Genomic DNA, 15,096 nt, shown 5'->3' with positions numbered 1-15,096 from the left:
CACGCGGCGCATCCGGGTCCGGAACACGTGGGAGACTGGAGCAATGCTCCGCGTGCTCACGGCCGGCGAATCGCACGGCCCCGAACTCATCGCCGTCATGGAGGGACTGCCCTCCGGCGTCCCCATCTCTCCCGACCAGATCCAGGCGGATCTCGCGCGCCGCAAGCTCGGCTACGGCCGCGGCTCGCGGATGAAGTTCGAGCAGGACGAGCTGACGCTGTCCTCCGGCATCCGGCACGGCAAGACCCTCGGCAGCCCGATCGCGCTGCGCATCGGCAACACCGAGTGGCCGAAGTGGACCGAGGTCATGAGCCCGGAGCCGGTCGAACTCACCGAGAAGTCCCGCGGTCGCGGGGCTCCGCTCACGCGCCCGCGCCCCGGCCACGCCGATCTGGTCGGCATGCAGAAGTACGACTTCGACGAGGCCCGACCGATCCTCGAGCGCGCCAGCGCGCGTGAGACCGCTGCCCGCGTCGCCCTCGGTGCCGTCGCCCGCGCTTTCCTCTCCGAGCTCGGCATCTCTCTCGTCAGCCACACCCTCTCGATCGGCCCCGTGCAGGTGCCGGCCGACGCTCCGCTGCCCGTCCCGGACGATGTGGACACGCTGGATGCCGATCCGTTGCGGTGCTTCCACTCGGAGACCTCCGCGCGGATGGTGGCCGAGGTCGACGACGCGAAGAAGGACGGCGACACGCTCGGCGGCATCGTCGAGGTCCTCGCGTACGGTCTGCCGCCTGGACTGGGATCCCACGTGCAGTGGGACCGCCGCCTCGACGCGCGTCTCGCCCAGGCGCTCATGAGCATCCAGGCGATCAAGGGCGTCGAGGTCGGCGACGGCTTCGAGACGACCCGCCGTCGCGGTTCCGCGGCGCACGATGAGCTGTTCACCGCGGATGCCGGGATCACCCGATCGTCCGACAAGGCCGGCGGCACCGAAGGCGGCATGTCCACGGGCACCGTGCTGCGGGTCCGCGCAGGCATGAAGCCGATCGCCACGGTGCCGCACGCGCTGCGCACGATCGATGTCGCGACCGGTGCCGAGGCGACCGCCCACCACCAGCGCTCCGACGTCTGCGCGGTCCCCGCCGCCGGCGTCGTGGCCGAGGCGATGGTCGCGATCGAGCTGGCCGGCGCCGTACTGGAGAAGTTCGGCGGCGACAGCGTCGGCGAGACCCGTCGCAACCTGCAGGGCTACCTGGACGCGATCCCTGCGGAGCTCCGCACCGCGGCCGCGTCGGAGGCAGGCCTCGCCGTCGGCGATGTCTGACGACCGGCCGTTGACAGTCGTGCTCGTCGGTCCGATGGGCGCGGGCAAGACCAGCGTGGGGCGCCGCGTCGCGAAGCACCTCGGTGTGCCGTTCATCGACACCGACAAGCGCGTGGTGGTCCAGCACGGGCCGATCCCCGACATCTTCGCCGCGCACGGCGAGGCGCACTTCCGAGAACTCGAGCGCGTCGCCGTCGCGGAGGCCGTCCGTAAGGGCGGCGTCGTCTCGCTCGGCGGCGGTGCTGTCACGGACGACGGCACGAGGAAACTGCTGCAGGAGGAGCCCGTCGTGTTCCTCTCGGTGAGCCGGGAGGCGGTCGCCGAGCGCATCCGCGGGACCGGTCGTCCGCTGCTGGCCGGCGACGAGGATCCGCTGGATCGCTGGGAGCGCATCATGCAGGCGCGACAGGAACTGTACGAACAGGTCGCGACCGTCGAGTTCGACACGTCGCGCCGACCGATGGCGCGCATCGCGCGGGAGATCGCCGATTGGCGGAGAGGACTGGCATGAGCATCACGACCATCAGCGTCACGGGGCAGAGCGCGTACGACATCACGGTGGGGCGCGGCATCCTGGACCAGGTCTCGCGAGCGCTGGATCCGGCCGTCCGCAAGGTACTCGTCGTGCACCCGCCGACGCTCGGCGCCCGCGCGGCCGAGCTGCGCGATCGGCTGCTCGCCGACACGGCCGAGGGCCCGCGGGAGGTGCTGCTCGCCGAGATCCCGGATGCCGAGCAGGGCAAGCGCATCGAAGTCGCCGCGTTCTGCTGGCAGATCATGGGGCAGGCGGACTTCACCCGTACGGATGCCGTCGTCGGCTACGGCGGGGGAGCGGTGACCGACGTCGCCGGCTTCGTCGCGGCCACCTGGCTGCGCGGCATCCAGGTCGTGCAGGTCCCCACCACCGTGCTCGGCCTCGTCGACGCGTCCGTGGGCGGCAAGACCGGCGTGAACACGGCCGAGGGCAAGAACCTCGTGGGTGCGTTCTGGGCGCCGCGCGCCGTGATCGGTGACCTGGACGAGCTCGCGAGCCTCAGTGCGCACGAGGCCACCGCCGGGTACGCCGAGGTCGTCAAGGCCGGCTTCATCTGGGCGCCGGAGATCCTGGACATCGTCGAGGCCGATCCGCAGCGCGCGGTCGACACCACGACGGACGAGTTCCGGCGGACGATCGAGCTCGCGATCGGCATGAAGGCCACGGTCGTCTCCGAGGACTTCCGCGAAGCCGGCCAGCGCGAGATCCTCAACTACGGTCACACCCTCGGACACGCCATCGAGCACGCGGAGCGGTACCGCTGGCGTCACGGCGCGGCGATCTCGGTCGGGATGCTGTTCGCCGCCGAGCTCTCGCGGCTCGCCGGACGACTTCCGGATGCCGCTGCCGAACGCCACCGCGCCATCCTGGAGTCCCTCGGTCTGCCGACGAGCTACCGGGCCGGCGCCTGGAAGACGCTGCTCGCCACCATGCAGCGCGACAAGAAGTCCCGCGGCGGGATGCTGCGATTCATCGTCCTCGACGACATCGCCAAGCCCACCGTGCTGCAGGCCCCGGATGAGTCGCTGCTGTTCGCTGCTTACCAGGAGGTGAGTGAGTGAGCGTCGAGATCCGCCGTGTGCACGCGCACGAATGGCACGCCGTGCGGGAACTGCGCCTGCGCGCGCTGGCCGACGACGCGGCACCCATCGCGTTCCTGGACACCCTGCAGAACGCGTCGGTGCGTCCGGACGAGTTCTGGCAGGAGCGCACATCCCGCGCCGCGGACACGGATGAGAGTGCACAGTTCGTCGCGGTCGAGGGCGCCGATTGGATCGGCTCGGTCTCAGTGATCCGGCGTGCGGCGGGGGAGTCGGACCATCACGGCACCTGCCTCACCGAGGCGCGGGCCGACGTCGTCGGCGTCTTCCTGGATCCTGCTCACCGCGGGAGGGGCCTCATCGACGCCCTGCTCGAAGCGGCCGCCGCATGGGCGAGCGCTCGGGGCGACGCTGCGCTGTGGCTCGACGTGCACGCCGACAACGCGCGGGCGCAGGCGGCCTATGCGCGCTGCGGATTCGCGCCGACCGGCCACCGCTTCACCGGCCCCATCGGAGCGGAGGTCGAGATGGCCCGCCCGCTCACCGACGGCGATAGGGTGCCAGCGTGACCTCCCGCCGCCTGCTGCTCGTCAACGGACCGAACCTCAACCTGCTGGGAACGCGTGAGCCGGACGTCTACGGCACCGCCACCCTCGCGGACGTGGAGCGCATCACGGCGGCGGCCGCGGCATCCGTCGGGTTCGAGATCCAGTCGATCCAGAGCAATCACGAGGGTGTGCTCATCGATGCGATCCATGCCGCACGCGAAGACTGCGCCGGCATCGTGATCAATCCGGGTGGACTGACGCACACGTCGGTGTCGCTGCGCGATGCGCTCACCGGTGTGACGCTGCCCTTCGCCGAGGTGCACATCTCCGACGTGCACGCGCGCGAGTCCTTCCGGCACTTCTCCTACCTCGAAGATGTCGCTGCGGTCCGCGTGATCGGTGAGGGCGTCGACGGGTACGCGACCGCGGTGCGGCAGCTGACCGCCCTCATCCCGTAGAATCGACTGTCGGCCGTCCGCGCGGCCGCGCACCCCTCGAAACGAAACGGAACCCGCTCCTCATGGCATCCACCGCAGACATCAAGAACGGCGTCGTCATCAACATCGATGGCCAGCTCTGGAGCGTGGTGGAGTTCCAGCACGTCAAGCCGGGCAAGGGCGGCGCCTTCGTGCGCACCAAGCTGAAGAACGTCATGACCGGCAAGGTCGTCGACAAGACCTACAACGCCGGCACGAAGATCGAGCTCGAGAACGTCGATCGCCGCGACTTCACCTACCTGTACACCGACGGCGACGGCTTCGTTTTCATGGATGTCGCGGACTACGACCAGATCACGGTCGGCGCCGCCACCGTCGGCGACGCGAAGAACTTCCTCCTGGAGAACCAGCAGGTCACGATCGCGACCAACAACGGCAACCCGCTCTACATCGACCTCCCGGCATCCGTGACCCTCGAGGTCACGTACACCGAACCCGGCCTGCAGGGCGACCGTTCGTCCGCCGGCACGAAGCCCGCCACCGTCGAGACCGGCTACGAGATGCAGGTTCCGCTGTTCGTCGAGACCGGCACCAAGATCAAGGTCGACACCCGTACGGGTGAGTACCTGGGCCGCGAGAAGTAAGGCGTGGGCGCACGTACGAAGGCGCGCAAGCGCGCTCTCGACATCCTGTTCTCGTCCGACGTCCGCGGCGACACGATCGGCGTGACGCTGGCCGCTGAGGCCAAGCGCGCTGCCGGTGAACCGGCCCGCGAGGCCAGCTGGCTGTATGCCCGCGAGATCGCGGACGGGATCGTCGACCACCAGGACGAGATCGACGAGCACATCACGACCCACAGCCGGGACTGGAAGCTCGAGCGGATGCCCGCAGTCGATCGTGCCCTGCTGCGCATCGCGGTGTGGGAGATCCTCTACAACGACGAGATCCCGACGGCTGTCGCGATCGACGAGGCGGTCGAACTCGCCAAGGAGTTCTCCACGGACGACTCCGGTGCGTTCGTGCACGGTGTCCTCGCTCGCGTGGCGCGCGCGAGCTGACGCACGCGCACGCCGCTGAATCCCGGCCGATGTCGGATGCCGAGAAGATGACGGACATGACCGCGCCGTATGTCCTCGAGGAGGACATCCTCGCGCATACGGATCCGGGCAGTTTCGAGCGCGGATTCGCGTACGCACGCGACGGCAAGGTGCTGTACGCGATCTGGAACTCCGAACGCCGCCGTCTGAACGGACAGGTATCAGGCTCCGGCGGCCGGCCGTACAGCTGCGCGATCGAGTTCGCCGACGACGGGTCCATCGCCGTGAGCCGGTGCGCGTGCCCCGTACGTTCGCAGTGCAAGCACGTCGTCGCTGTGCTCCTGGTGAGCAACGAGAAGCAGGATCGGCCCGCATCGACGCGGGCGACGTCGTCACGCACGCAGGTCCCCGCATGGCGCACGCTGCTGGCGGAATCCGCGCGCTCGGAGGATCCGGTGCCTCTGGCGCTCGGCGTCGAGGTGCGCCAGCGCGCTGCGCGCGGCGCCCATCAGTGGGCACCGCGTCCGGTGACCGCAGCGCACCCGCGCGAACTCGCCCGCGAGGGCGGCGATGTGCTGCTGGCGGTTCGGCCGCTCATGCGCAGCGCATCGACCGGCAACTGGATCCAGGGCGACGCTGGTTGGGATTCGATCCGCCGCTCGTTCGGCCGGTTCGCCCCCGATCAGGTGCGCTGGTTCGGCGATCTGCTCAGCATCGCACGCGAATCGTTGACCTCCGGCACGGCGGGGGAATGGATACTTCTCGATCTCGTCGCCTCGCGCCTGCTGTGGAGCCACCTGAGCGGGGCGCGCGACCTCGGCATCGAGCTCGTCGCGACGCAGAAGCACACTGATCTCCGATTCGCCGACCACGCATCGGTAACCGCCGCGATCAGCGCCGCGGACGACGGACTGCTGCTGTCGTCGCAGGTCGAGATCGACTCGACCCCGCACGCGTCGAGCCGGGTGCGCCCGCTCGGCCGTTCCGGCATCTACGCGTGGGACGTGCAGGGCTCCCGCATCCAGGTGATCCTGGCTCCGGTCGAACTCCAGCCGATGGAGTACGCGCTGCTCACCGGGCCGGGAACGATCGAGATTCCCGAGGCGGAGCGCGACGCCTTCCTCGCCGAGGCCTACCCGCAGCTGGTCCGCCAGACCGACGTGCGCGTCGCGCCGGGCATCGAGCTCCCGGAGCCGAGCGAACCGCGAGCCGTCGTCACGGTCGCGTATCGGGCAGGGCACGTGATCGAGCATTCGCTGCAGTGGGAGTATCCGGGATTCGGACGCTTCGGCGTCCAGCCGACGAGCGATGCCGTGCGCGATCCAGCGCAGGAGTCCGAGATCCTCCGCGCCCTGCGCGCGATCTGGGACCTGGTGCTCCCCGAGACGTACGAGGGCGGTGGCGCTCTGCTCGACACGGATGCCGCCGAGTTCGTTTCGCACATCGTCCCGCAGTGGGAGTCGATCGGCGTGATCGTCGAGACCCGGGGCACGCCGCAGGCCTATCGCGAACTCACCGGAGACCCGCTCATCACGGTGTCGACCGTCGAGACGACCTCGACGGACTGGTTCGATCTCGGCATCCTCGTGACGATCGACGGACGCACCATCCCGTTCCAGCCGTTGTTCACCGCCCTGGCCATGCGCCGGACGAAGCTGCTGCTCGTGGACGGAAGCTACTTCTCGCTCGCACATCCTGCGCTGCAGCGCCTGCGCGATCTGCTCGATGAAGCGGCGGAGCTCGCGGAATGGGAGGCGGGACCGAAGATCAGCCGCCATCAGGTCGCGCTCTGGGAGGAGTTCGAGGACCTCGCCGACGAGGCGCAGCCGGCGGTCGCCTGGCGGGAGACCGTCGCGGGGCTGCGCGGCGCGGAGGGCGTACCGACCACGGACGTTCCGGCACGGCTGCGAGCGGAGCTGCGTCCGTACCAGAAGGCCGGGTTCGACTGGCTCGCGTTCCTCTGGCGCCATCGCCTGGGCGGTATCCTCGCCGACGACATGGGCCTCGGGAAGACGCTGCAGCTGCTCACGCTCATCCTGTACGTCCGCGAGACGGACGAACAGCGGCCGATTCTCGTGGTCGCTCCCACCTCGGTCCTCGGCACCTGGCAGGACGAGGCGGCGCGTTTCGCTCCGGACCTTGACGTGCGGATCATCGACGGCACCCGCGCGAAGAGCGGGCGCCGAATGGCGGATGCCGTCGCCGGCGCCGATCTCGTCGTCACGAGCTACACCGTGGCCCGACTCGACCAGGACGAGTTCCAGACCGTCGAGTGGGCAGCGCTCATCCTCGACGAGGCGCAGTTCGTCAAGAACCCGGCGACGCTTCAGCATCGGGCCATCGCGGCTCTGCGCGCGGACGTGACCTTCGCCGTCACCGGAACCCCGATGGAGAACAGCCTCAGCGAGCTCTGGGCTCTGCTGCGCCTGGCGGCCCCCGGCCTCTTCCCGTCAGCGCGCAAGTTCCGGCAGGAGTACATCCAGCCGATCGAGCAGGGCAAGGTGCCGGAGAACGAAGAGGGCGCACCGTACCGCCAGCGGCGTCTGGAACGGCTGCGCCGTCGCATCCGCCCGCTCATGCTGCGTCGCACCAAGGACCTGGTCGCCGCCGATCTGCCGCCCAAGCAGGAGCAGCTGCTGCACGTGGATCTCACCCCTGCGCATCGCGCGCGCTACGACACCGTGCTGCAGCGCGAGCGGCAGAAGGTGCTCGGTCTGCTGCAGGATCTCGATCGCAACCGCTTCATCGTGTTCCGCTCGCTCACGATGCTGCGCATGCTGAGTCTCTCGCCCGCGCTCATCGACGGCGAGGATGCGCGGATCGGCTCCGCGAAGCTCGACGTGCTGCTCGAGCGCGTGCAGGAACTGCAGGCCGAGGGGCACCGTGCGCTGGTGTTCAGTCAGTTCACCTCGTTCCTCGCCCTCGCCGCCGAGCGGCTGGACGCTGCCGGCGTTCCGCACGCCTACCTCGACGGCTCCACACGCAACCGCCGGGCCGTGATCGACGGATTCCGCTCCGGCGAGCAGCCGGTGTTCCTCATCAGTCTGAAGGCCGGCGGGTTCGGGCTGACGCTCACCGAGGCCGACTACGTGTTCCTGCTGGATCCGTGGTGGAACCCGGCCGCCGAGGCGCAGGCCGTCGATCGCACCCACCGGATCGGCCAGACCGAGCAGGTGTTCGTGTACCGGATGATCGCATCAGGAACCATCGAGGAGAAGGTGCTCGCGCTTCAGCAGCGCAAGGCACGGCTGTTCACCGCGGTCATGGACGACGAGCAGCTGTTCGCCCAGTCGCTGACGGCCGATGACATCCGCGGATTGTTCGAGTCCTGACGCCGCTCGGTCGATTGTTTCCAGCACATGACGACGCCCTCACCGCGCGCGCGACGGCGGGTGACACAGAAGTGACCATGCGGTAATCCGCGGCGACGTCGGATGAAACACCGTGCTCCTATCTTCAGTGGCATGAGCACATCTGACGTCGCCATCGCGCAGCCCGACACCGCCGTCGTCCTCACCCGCCGTCCCGGTCGCTGGGTCGACGGCTTCGACCCCGAGAACAAGACCTTCTGGGAGGCGGAGGGCCGCTCGATCGCCCGCCGCAACCTCGGCTGGTCGATCTACGCCGAGTTCCTCGGCTTCATCGTCTGGCAGCTGTGGAGCATCGTCGTCGTCATGCTTCCCGCCGCAGGATTCACCTTCACCAGTTCCGAGATCTTCTGGCTCATCTCGCTGCCGAGCCTCGTGGGCGCGACGCTCCGCTTCCCGTACACGTTCATGGTGCCCCGCTTCGGCGGCCGCAACTGGACCATCGTGTCCGCCCTGCTCCTGCTGATCCCGGCGGTCCTGCTCGGTTTCGCCGTCGGCAACCCGGAGACTCCGTTCTGGATGATGCTCTGCATCGCCGCACTGGCCGGCTTCGGCGGCGGCAACTTCGCCAGCTCGATGTCGAACATCACCTACTTCTTCCCGCAGCGCGAAAAGGGCTGGGCGCTCGGCCTGAACGCCGCAGGCGGCAACCTCGGAACGTCGGTCGCCCAGTTCCTCGTGCCGATCGTCGTGTCCCTGACCGCCGGAATCGGACTCGGCCTGCCCCTGGCAGGCTGGATGTGGGTGCCGTTCATCCTCGTCGCAGCCTGGGGCGCCTGGCGCTACATGGACAACCTGTCCTCCGCGAAGGCGGACTTCGCCGGCTCCGCCGCCGCACTGCGCGAAGGGCACCTATGGCTGCTCTCGTTCCTCTACATCGGCACCTTCGGATCGTTCATCGGCTTCGCGAGCGTCTTCCCGAAGCTCATCGCCGACCAGTTCCCGGAGTTCTCGGCGCTGCACATCGGCACGGCATCCGTCACGCTCGCGTTCCTCGGTGCGCTGGTCGGCTCGCTCTTCCGGCCGTTCGGCGGGCGGCTGGCTGATCGCTTCGGCGGTTCGCGTGTGACGATCGCGGCCTTCGCCGTCATGGCGCTGGGCGCCTTCGGAATCCTCGCCGTCCTCGCGGTCGGACAGTTCTGGGCGTTCCTGCTCTGCTTCCTCGTGCTGTTCGCGGCCACAGGGGTCGGCAACGGGTCGACCTACCGCATGATCCCGATCGTCTTCACCGCCCGTGCGGTGGCGCGCAGGGAAGGCGACGCCGCCGCCGTTCAGCGCCGCGCAGCAGCCGCGCTCGGGATCATCTCCGGCATCGGCGCCTACGGCGGATTCCTCGTGCCCCAGGTCCTCAACGCCTCGCAGCTCGCCTCCGGAGGCTACGAAGGGGCCTTCATCGGCTTCGGCATCGTCTACGTCGTGATGCTCGCCATCACGCTGTTCGTCTACGGCGTTCCGCGCGCCGCCCTCGACGGACGGCGGATCTGACCGTGCCGACGCCCCTCCGCGTCGTGGTCGTCGGGTTCGGTCCCGTCGGAGCGCGCCTGTGCGAGGACCTCCTTCCCGCGGTCCAGGACGGCACGATCGACCTGTCGGTCATCGGGGCGGAGGAGCACGCCCCGTACAACCGCGTCCTCATCGCCGAACTCGCCGCTGACAGGGCCGATCGGGAGGGCATCGTCCTGCACGACCCGGCAGACAGCGAAGCCGCCGGCGCACGGGTGATCCTCGGAACGCGCGTCGTCGGCATCCATCGCGACGTCAAGGCGGTCGAGCTCGAGACCGGAGAGCGGATCGCGTACGACCGGCTCGTGATGGCCACGGGGGCACGGGCGAACGTCCCGACGCTCGCCGGGCTCGAGCGCCCGCGCTACGACGAGGCCTCCCTGGTCCGCGCCGGCACCGCGGTCGTCGGAGCGGAGCCGGCGCTTCCCGCCGGTGTGACAGTGCTGCGCGATCTCGCCGACGCGGAGCGCGTGCGACAGGCCGTCGAGGCGAAGGCGCGGATCATCGTGCTCGGCGCCGGCGTGCTCGGTCTCGAGTTCGCCCTGCTCGCCGCCGACGCCGGTGCCGAGGTGAGCGTCCTGCATCACGGACCGACGCCGATGCCCCGGAACCTCGACCGGGGGGCAGGCACCGTGCTCGCCAGGGCTCTGAGGGCCAGGGGAATCACGGTCTTCGCGCACAGCCGCGCCGAGGCGATCGCCTTGCGCACCGTCGTCGACGGCGAACGCGCTTTCGACGCGGTCGTGACCGCCGACGGCAACTACGTCCGCGGCGACCTGCTCGTGCTCTCCTGCGGTGTCGGCGCGCGCACCGAGCTGGCGACGCTCGCCGGCATCCGCGCGGGCGCAGGAATCATCGTCGACGAGCAGTTGCGCTCGTGGACCGATGCGGACGTCTACGCGATCGGCGACTGCGCGCACATCGTCGCGCGCACCCCGGAGAACGAAGCGCTCTCGCGCCTGCCCGGCGCACCGGCTGGGCTCATCGGTCCAGGGTGGCGCCAGGCGTCCTGGCTGGCCGGACGCCTCGTCGCGGAGGCCGGCGGCGACGCGCACGCTGAGCCGGCCCCGGGGGAGAAGGACGCCGTGGTGATGCTCAAGGACCAGGGAATCGACGTCGTCGCGGTCGGCGATCTCGACATCGACATCTGGGACCAGCCGCACGGCGATGATCCGCACCGTCATGTGGCGCAGTGGGCTGACCCGCAGCACGGTCGCTACGTGAAGATGGTCACGGTCGACGGCGTGCTCGACGCCTTCGCCTGCGTCGGGATGCCGCGGACGGCGGCCGAGCTGACCCTGCTGTACGACCGTCAGGGCGAACTGCCCTCGGACCGTTCCCTGCTGCTGCGCCTGGACGGCGCGGACGACGTCGGTACCGGGGAGGACGCCTTCGCACCGACCTCAACGGTGTGCTCCTGCAACGGCGTCAGCGTGCAGCAGATCACGGATTCCATCGCCGACGGCAACGACACGGTCGCCTGTCTCGGGCGCGACACCAGAGCCGGGACCGGCTGCGGCGGATGCAAGCCGCGCCTGACCGAACTAATCGAGCGGTTCGCGCTCGTGGAAGCAGCACGCGCATGACCAGCACCCACTGCCCGTACTGCGCGCTCCAGTGCGCGATGACGCTCACGCCTCGCGCTGCGGATGCCGCGGCATCCGATCCGACCATGACCGTCGCCGGACGCGATTTCCCGACGAACCGCGGAGGTCTGTGCAAGAAGGGCTGGACGTCATCGACACTGCTCGATGCGCCCGACCGCCTCACGCAGCCGCTCATCCGGCGGGCGGACGGTGCGCTGACGGAGGCGAGCTGGGACGAGGCGCTGGATCTGCTGGTGTCCCGGATCCGGAGTCTGCAAGCCGAGTCGGGCCGGGATGCGATCGGGGTGTTCGGCGGCGGCGGACTCACCAACGAGAAGGCCTACCAGCTCGGCAAGTTCGCTCGGATCGCGCTCGGGACGTCGCGGATCGACTACAACGGCCGGTTCTGCATGTCGTCGGCCGCGGCCGCCGCGAACAGGGCCTTCGGGATCGACCGCGGCCTGCCGTTCCCGTTGACCGATCTCGACGATGCGCACACCGTGCTGCTGCTCGGTTCGAACGTCGCCGACACGATGCCCCCGTTCCTGTCGCATCTGGCGGGTGTCCGCGAAGCCGGCGGCCTGATCGTCGCGGACCCACGACGCAGCTCGACGGTGCGTCTGACCGACGACGGCCAGGGGATCCACCTCGCCCCAGCCCCGGGAACGGATCTCGAACTGCTCCTCGGGCTCACGCACATCGTGATCGCCGACGGACTGCACGATGCCGCCTCCGTCGAGCGGTGGACGACCGGTTTCGACGCGCTGCGCCGCAGCGTGTCCGCCTGGTGGCCGGCCCGCGTGCAGCAGGTCACGGGCGTCCCCGTCGAGCTTCTCCGCCGCGTCGCACGCCGGCTCGCTTCCGGCGAGAACACGTTCATCCTGACCGGACGCGGCGTGGAGCAGCATTCGAACGGCACCGACACCGCGACCGCGGCGATCAATCTCGCCCTCATCCTCGGCCTGCCCACGCGCGAGGGCAGCGGCTACGGCACGCTCACCGGGCAGGGCAACGGCCAGGGCGGACGCGAGCACGGTCAGAAGTGCGACCAGCTCCCGGGCTATCGCAAGATCACCGATCCGGATGCCAGGGCGCACGTCGCCGCGGTGTGGGGCGTGTCGCCCGACGACATCCCCGGTGCAGGCCTTCCCGCCGTGCAGCTGCTGCAATCGATCGGCGAGGACGACGGCATCCGTGCGCTGCTCGTGCACGGATCGAACCCCGTGATCTCAGCGCCGGACGCCGGAGCCGTGCGCGCGCGCCTGGCCCGGCTGGATCTGCTGGTCGTGTGCGACATCTTCCTCTCCGAGACCGCCGCGATCGCGGACATCGTCCTTCCCGTCACGCAGTGGGCGGAGGAGGAGGGCACGATGACGAACCTCGAAGGTCGTGTCATCCGGCGCCGCCACGCACTGACCGCGCCGGACGGAGTCCGCAGCGAGCTGTGGATCCTCGCCGAGCTCGCTCGACGCCTGGACGCCCCTGGGCGCTTCGATCTGGACCCTGCGGCGGTGTTCGACGAGCTGGCCCGTGCCTCGGCCGGCGGGATCGCAGACTACTCCGGGCTCAGCCACGCGGTTCTGGATGCCGAGATCGACGCCTTCTGGCCGTACCCGACGGGTTCCCGCGGCACGGCGCGGCCGCTGCTCGGCGGCTACCGGCATCCGGATGGCCGCGCTCGGATCGTGCCTGTCGCGGTGCGGCCGAGACCGGAGGCTCTGGCGGTGGGCGACGAACTCACCCTGATCACGGGGCGCCTGCTCGAGCACTACCAGTCCGGCGCTCAGACGCGGCGCGTCGACGAACTGGTGACCGCGCGTCCGGGGCTCGAGGCGACGGTTCATCCCACGACCGCGGCCGACCGGGGGATGCGGGACGGCGACCGCGTCGTGCTGGTCAACGCTCGGGGTTCCGTGAGTGCCGAGATCGTCACCGACACCGGCATCCGACCGGACACGGTTTTCCTCCCGTTCCACTATTCGGATGAGCATTCGGCCAACCTGCTGACGATCGCGGCGACCGATCCGATCTCGGCCATGCCGGAGTTCAAGCGCTCGGTGGTTCGGGTGCTGTCGGCGCCCTGACGCCGGTTTTGCCCGGCTCCGCTTCGGCGGCCTTCCTGCGCGCGCCGGGTAGACTCGGTCGGTCCAGTTCGGGAGGAATCAGCATGCGGATCACGGGACTCGGCCACGCCGGGATGTTCATCGAGACGGCCAGCGGGAACATCATCTGCGACCCCGTCCTCGGTCCCTCGTTCTTCGGATCCTGGTTTCCGTTCCCCGACAACCGCGGTCTCGACTGGGAGAAGTTCGGCCGCGAGGCCGACTTCCTGTACATCTCGCATCGGCACAGGGATCACTTCGACCCCCGACTGCTCGAGCGGTACATCCGCAAGGACATCGAAGTGCTGCTGCCGGAGTACCCGACCGACGAGCTCGAGCAGGACATCCGTGCCCTCGGCTACACGAACATCACGTACGCACCGGCCGGTGAGATCATCCATCGCGGCGAGCTGAAGATCATGATCACCCCGCTGCGCGCGCCCAGCGACGGCCCGATCGGCGACTCGTCGCTGAGCGTCGACGACGGCACCGGATCCGTGCTCAACCAGAACGATTCGCATCCCCTCGACCTCGAGAAGCTCCTCGGGTTCGGCAAGCCGGATGCCTACTTCACCCAGGTCTCCGGAGCCATCTGGTGGCCCATGGTCTACGACCTGCCCCTGGACGCGAAGCAGAACTTCGCCCAGCTCAAGCGGGACGCGCAGAACAAGCGCGCGATGTACTACATCGAGAAGGTCGACGCGCCGCACGTGTTCCCGATGGCGGGCCCGCCGATGTTCCTCCGTGACGATCTGTTCGACTTCAACGGCCTCGGCCGCAACGGACAATCGATCTTCACGGACCAGAAGCAGTTCCTCGAGCATCTCTCGGAGAAGGCGCCGCAGTACGACGGCCGGCTGTTCATCCCCGGCACCGTGGTCACGGTGTCGGGCGGCGACGTCTCGACCGAGCAGACGCTGTACACGGATGCCGAGATCGCGCACATCTTCGACGAGAAGTGGGACTACCTCGAGTCCCAGCGCGCATCGCGACAGCAGGAGATCCGCGACGAGGAGGCCTCGCGCGCCGAGGTCATCGCGCCGGCGGAGATGCTCCAGGCGATCAAGGAGTGGTGGGAGCCGCTGCTGAAGAAGTCGCGCACGATCCGGCTCGGCGTGGGCGGGTGCGTCCGCTTCCGTATCGGCGATCTGGACATGGTCGTCGACTTCCCGAAGGCGAAGGTCCGCGAGTACGCGGGGGAGGAGTGCATCTACTGGTACACGATCCCCGCCGACCTCGTCTCGACGAACATCCGCGACCACGAGATCGACTGGTCGAACTCGATCTTCCTGTCGATGCAGTTCTCGGTCGGTCGCAGCGGCAAGTTCAACGAGTTCCTCACCACCTTCCTCAAGTGCCTGTCCGTCGACCGGATCGAGTACGTCGAGAACTGGTATCAGGAGCAGACCGACCAGACCGAGGATGCCGAGATCGGCGACTGGGTCGTGCAGCGCCGATGCCCGCATCTGCGTGCCGACCTGACGCGCACAGGCAAGATCGACGACGACGGCGTCCTGACGTGCAGCATGCACGACTGGAAGTGGGACCTGAAGACCGGCAAGTGCCTCTCGACCGCCGGCCACGAGATCCGCGCGGCGAAGGTCGACGACGTCACGGATGAAGTGCTCCGCCTGGGCGCATAGACGATCGCCGTCGCGCCAGACGGAGGTGCC

Annotated in this window: 12 protein-coding genes; all 12 read left to right on the top strand. The window is 69.2% G+C overall.

The annotated features are described in order from the left end of the window. Window positions 1-43 precede the first annotated feature (43 nt). The 12 genes from aroC to ACWAT3_RS01925 all read left to right on the top strand — a co-directional run bounded on the left by aroC (window position 44) and on the right by ACWAT3_RS01925 (window position 15,066). Entirely contained in the window at window positions 44-1,267 is a 1,224-nt protein-coding gene (gene aroC / locus ACWAT3_RS01980; protein ID WP_460795451.1) for a chorismate synthase, read from the top strand. Beyond that, the gene (locus ACWAT3_RS01975; protein WP_460795449.1) at window positions 1,260-1,778 is read left to right on the top strand and encodes a shikimate kinase; all 519 of its coding nucleotides are present in this window, start codon (window positions 1,260-1,262) and stop codon (window positions 1,776-1,778) included. The genes aroC and ACWAT3_RS01975 overlap by 8 nt, the downstream gene beginning before the upstream one ends. Beyond that, on the top strand, window positions 1,775-2,863 hold the full coding sequence (aroB, locus tag ACWAT3_RS01970) for a 3-dehydroquinate synthase (protein ID WP_460795448.1): 1,089 nt from the start codon (window positions 1,775-1,777) through the stop codon (window positions 2,861-2,863). Before ACWAT3_RS01975 ends, aroB begins: the two co-directional genes overlap by 4 nt. Then, a complete protein-coding gene (locus ACWAT3_RS01965) occupies window positions 2,860-3,411 on the top strand; it encodes a GNAT family N-acetyltransferase (protein WP_460795446.1) in 552 nt (183 codons plus the stop codon). The genes aroB and ACWAT3_RS01965 overlap by 4 nt, the downstream gene beginning before the upstream one ends. Beyond that, window positions 3,408-3,848 carry a type II 3-dehydroquinate dehydratase gene (locus tag ACWAT3_RS01960; protein WP_460795444.1) on the top strand — a complete coding sequence of 147 codons (441 nt, stop codon included), beginning with the start codon at window positions 3,408-3,410 and terminating at the stop codon, window positions 3,846-3,848. The genes ACWAT3_RS01965 and ACWAT3_RS01960 overlap by 4 nt, the downstream gene beginning before the upstream one ends. Window positions 3,849-3,910: 62 nt before the next feature. Further along, window positions 3,911-4,471 carry an elongation factor P gene (gene efp, locus ACWAT3_RS01955; protein ID WP_264157830.1) on the top strand — a complete coding sequence of 187 codons (561 nt, stop codon included), beginning with the start codon at window positions 3,911-3,913 and terminating at the stop codon, window positions 4,469-4,471. 3 nt (window positions 4,472-4,474) lie between these two features. Further along, window positions 4,475-4,885, top strand: a complete 411-nt coding sequence (gene nusB / locus ACWAT3_RS01950) for a transcription antitermination factor NusB (RefSeq protein WP_460795442.1) — start codon at window positions 4,475-4,477, stop codon at window positions 4,883-4,885. Window positions 4,886-4,941: 56 nt separating this feature from the next. Continuing rightward, window positions 4,942-8,196, top strand: a complete 3,255-nt coding sequence (locus ACWAT3_RS01945) for a DEAD/DEAH box helicase (RefSeq protein WP_460795440.1) — start codon at window positions 4,942-4,944, stop codon at window positions 8,194-8,196. Between the two features lie 132 nt (window positions 8,197-8,328). Next, window positions 8,329-9,717, top strand: coding sequence for an MFS transporter (locus ACWAT3_RS01940; protein ID WP_460795438.1), 1,389 nt, complete (start codon window positions 8,329-8,331; stop codon window positions 9,715-9,717). 2 nt (window positions 9,718-9,719) lie between these two features. Next, the gene (locus ACWAT3_RS01935; RefSeq protein WP_460795436.1) at window positions 9,720-11,321 is read left to right on the top strand and encodes an FAD-dependent oxidoreductase; all 1,602 of its coding nucleotides are present in this window, start codon (window positions 9,720-9,722) and stop codon (window positions 11,319-11,321) included. After that, the gene (locus ACWAT3_RS01930) at window positions 11,318-13,405 is read left to right on the top strand and encodes a molybdopterin oxidoreductase family protein (protein ID WP_460795435.1); all 2,088 of its coding nucleotides are present in this window, start codon (window positions 11,318-11,320) and stop codon (window positions 13,403-13,405) included. The genes ACWAT3_RS01935 and ACWAT3_RS01930 overlap by 4 nt, the downstream gene beginning before the upstream one ends. 83 nt (window positions 13,406-13,488) lie before the next feature. Beyond that, window positions 13,489-15,066 (top strand): Rieske 2Fe-2S domain-containing protein, encoded by a 1,578-nt coding sequence (locus ACWAT3_RS01925; RefSeq protein ID WP_460795433.1) that lies wholly within the window; start codon window positions 13,489-13,491, stop codon window positions 15,064-15,066. Window positions 15,067-15,096: the final 30 nt, after the last annotated feature.

Source organism: Microbacterium sp. GXF0217, assembly GCF_054798195.1.
Note: the sequence above shows the minus strand (reverse complement) of the source record. Positions and strands in the feature narration are given on the sequence as shown.

What these genes read in the sequence shown, in the direction of transcription:
- ACWAT3_RS01930 (WP_460795435.1), top strand. Translation starts at nt 11,318, where the DNA reads ATGACCAGCACCCACTGCCCGTACTGCGCGCTCCAGTGCGCGATGACG.
- efp (WP_264157830.1), top strand. Translation starts at nt 3,911, where the DNA reads ATGGCATCCACCGCAGACATCAAGAACGGCGTCGTCATCAACATCGAT.
- aroB (WP_460795448.1), top strand. Translation starts at nt 1,775, where the DNA reads ATGAGCATCACGACCATCAGCGTCACGGGGCAGAGCGCGTACGACATC.
- ACWAT3_RS01925 (WP_460795433.1), top strand. Translation starts at nt 13,489, where the DNA reads ATGCGGATCACGGGACTCGGCCACGCCGGGATGTTCATCGAGACGGCC.
- aroC (WP_460795451.1), top strand. Translation starts at nt 44, where the DNA reads ATGCTCCGCGTGCTCACGGCCGGCGAATCGCACGGCCCCGAACTCATC.
- ACWAT3_RS01975 (WP_460795449.1), top strand. Translation starts at nt 1,260, where the DNA reads ATGTCTGACGACCGGCCGTTGACAGTCGTGCTCGTCGGTCCGATGGGC.
- ACWAT3_RS01945 (WP_460795440.1), top strand. Translation starts at nt 4,942, where the DNA reads ATGACCGCGCCGTATGTCCTCGAGGAGGACATCCTCGCGCATACGGAT.
- ACWAT3_RS01940 (WP_460795438.1), top strand. Translation starts at nt 8,329, where the DNA reads ATGAGCACATCTGACGTCGCCATCGCGCAGCCCGACACCGCCGTCGTC.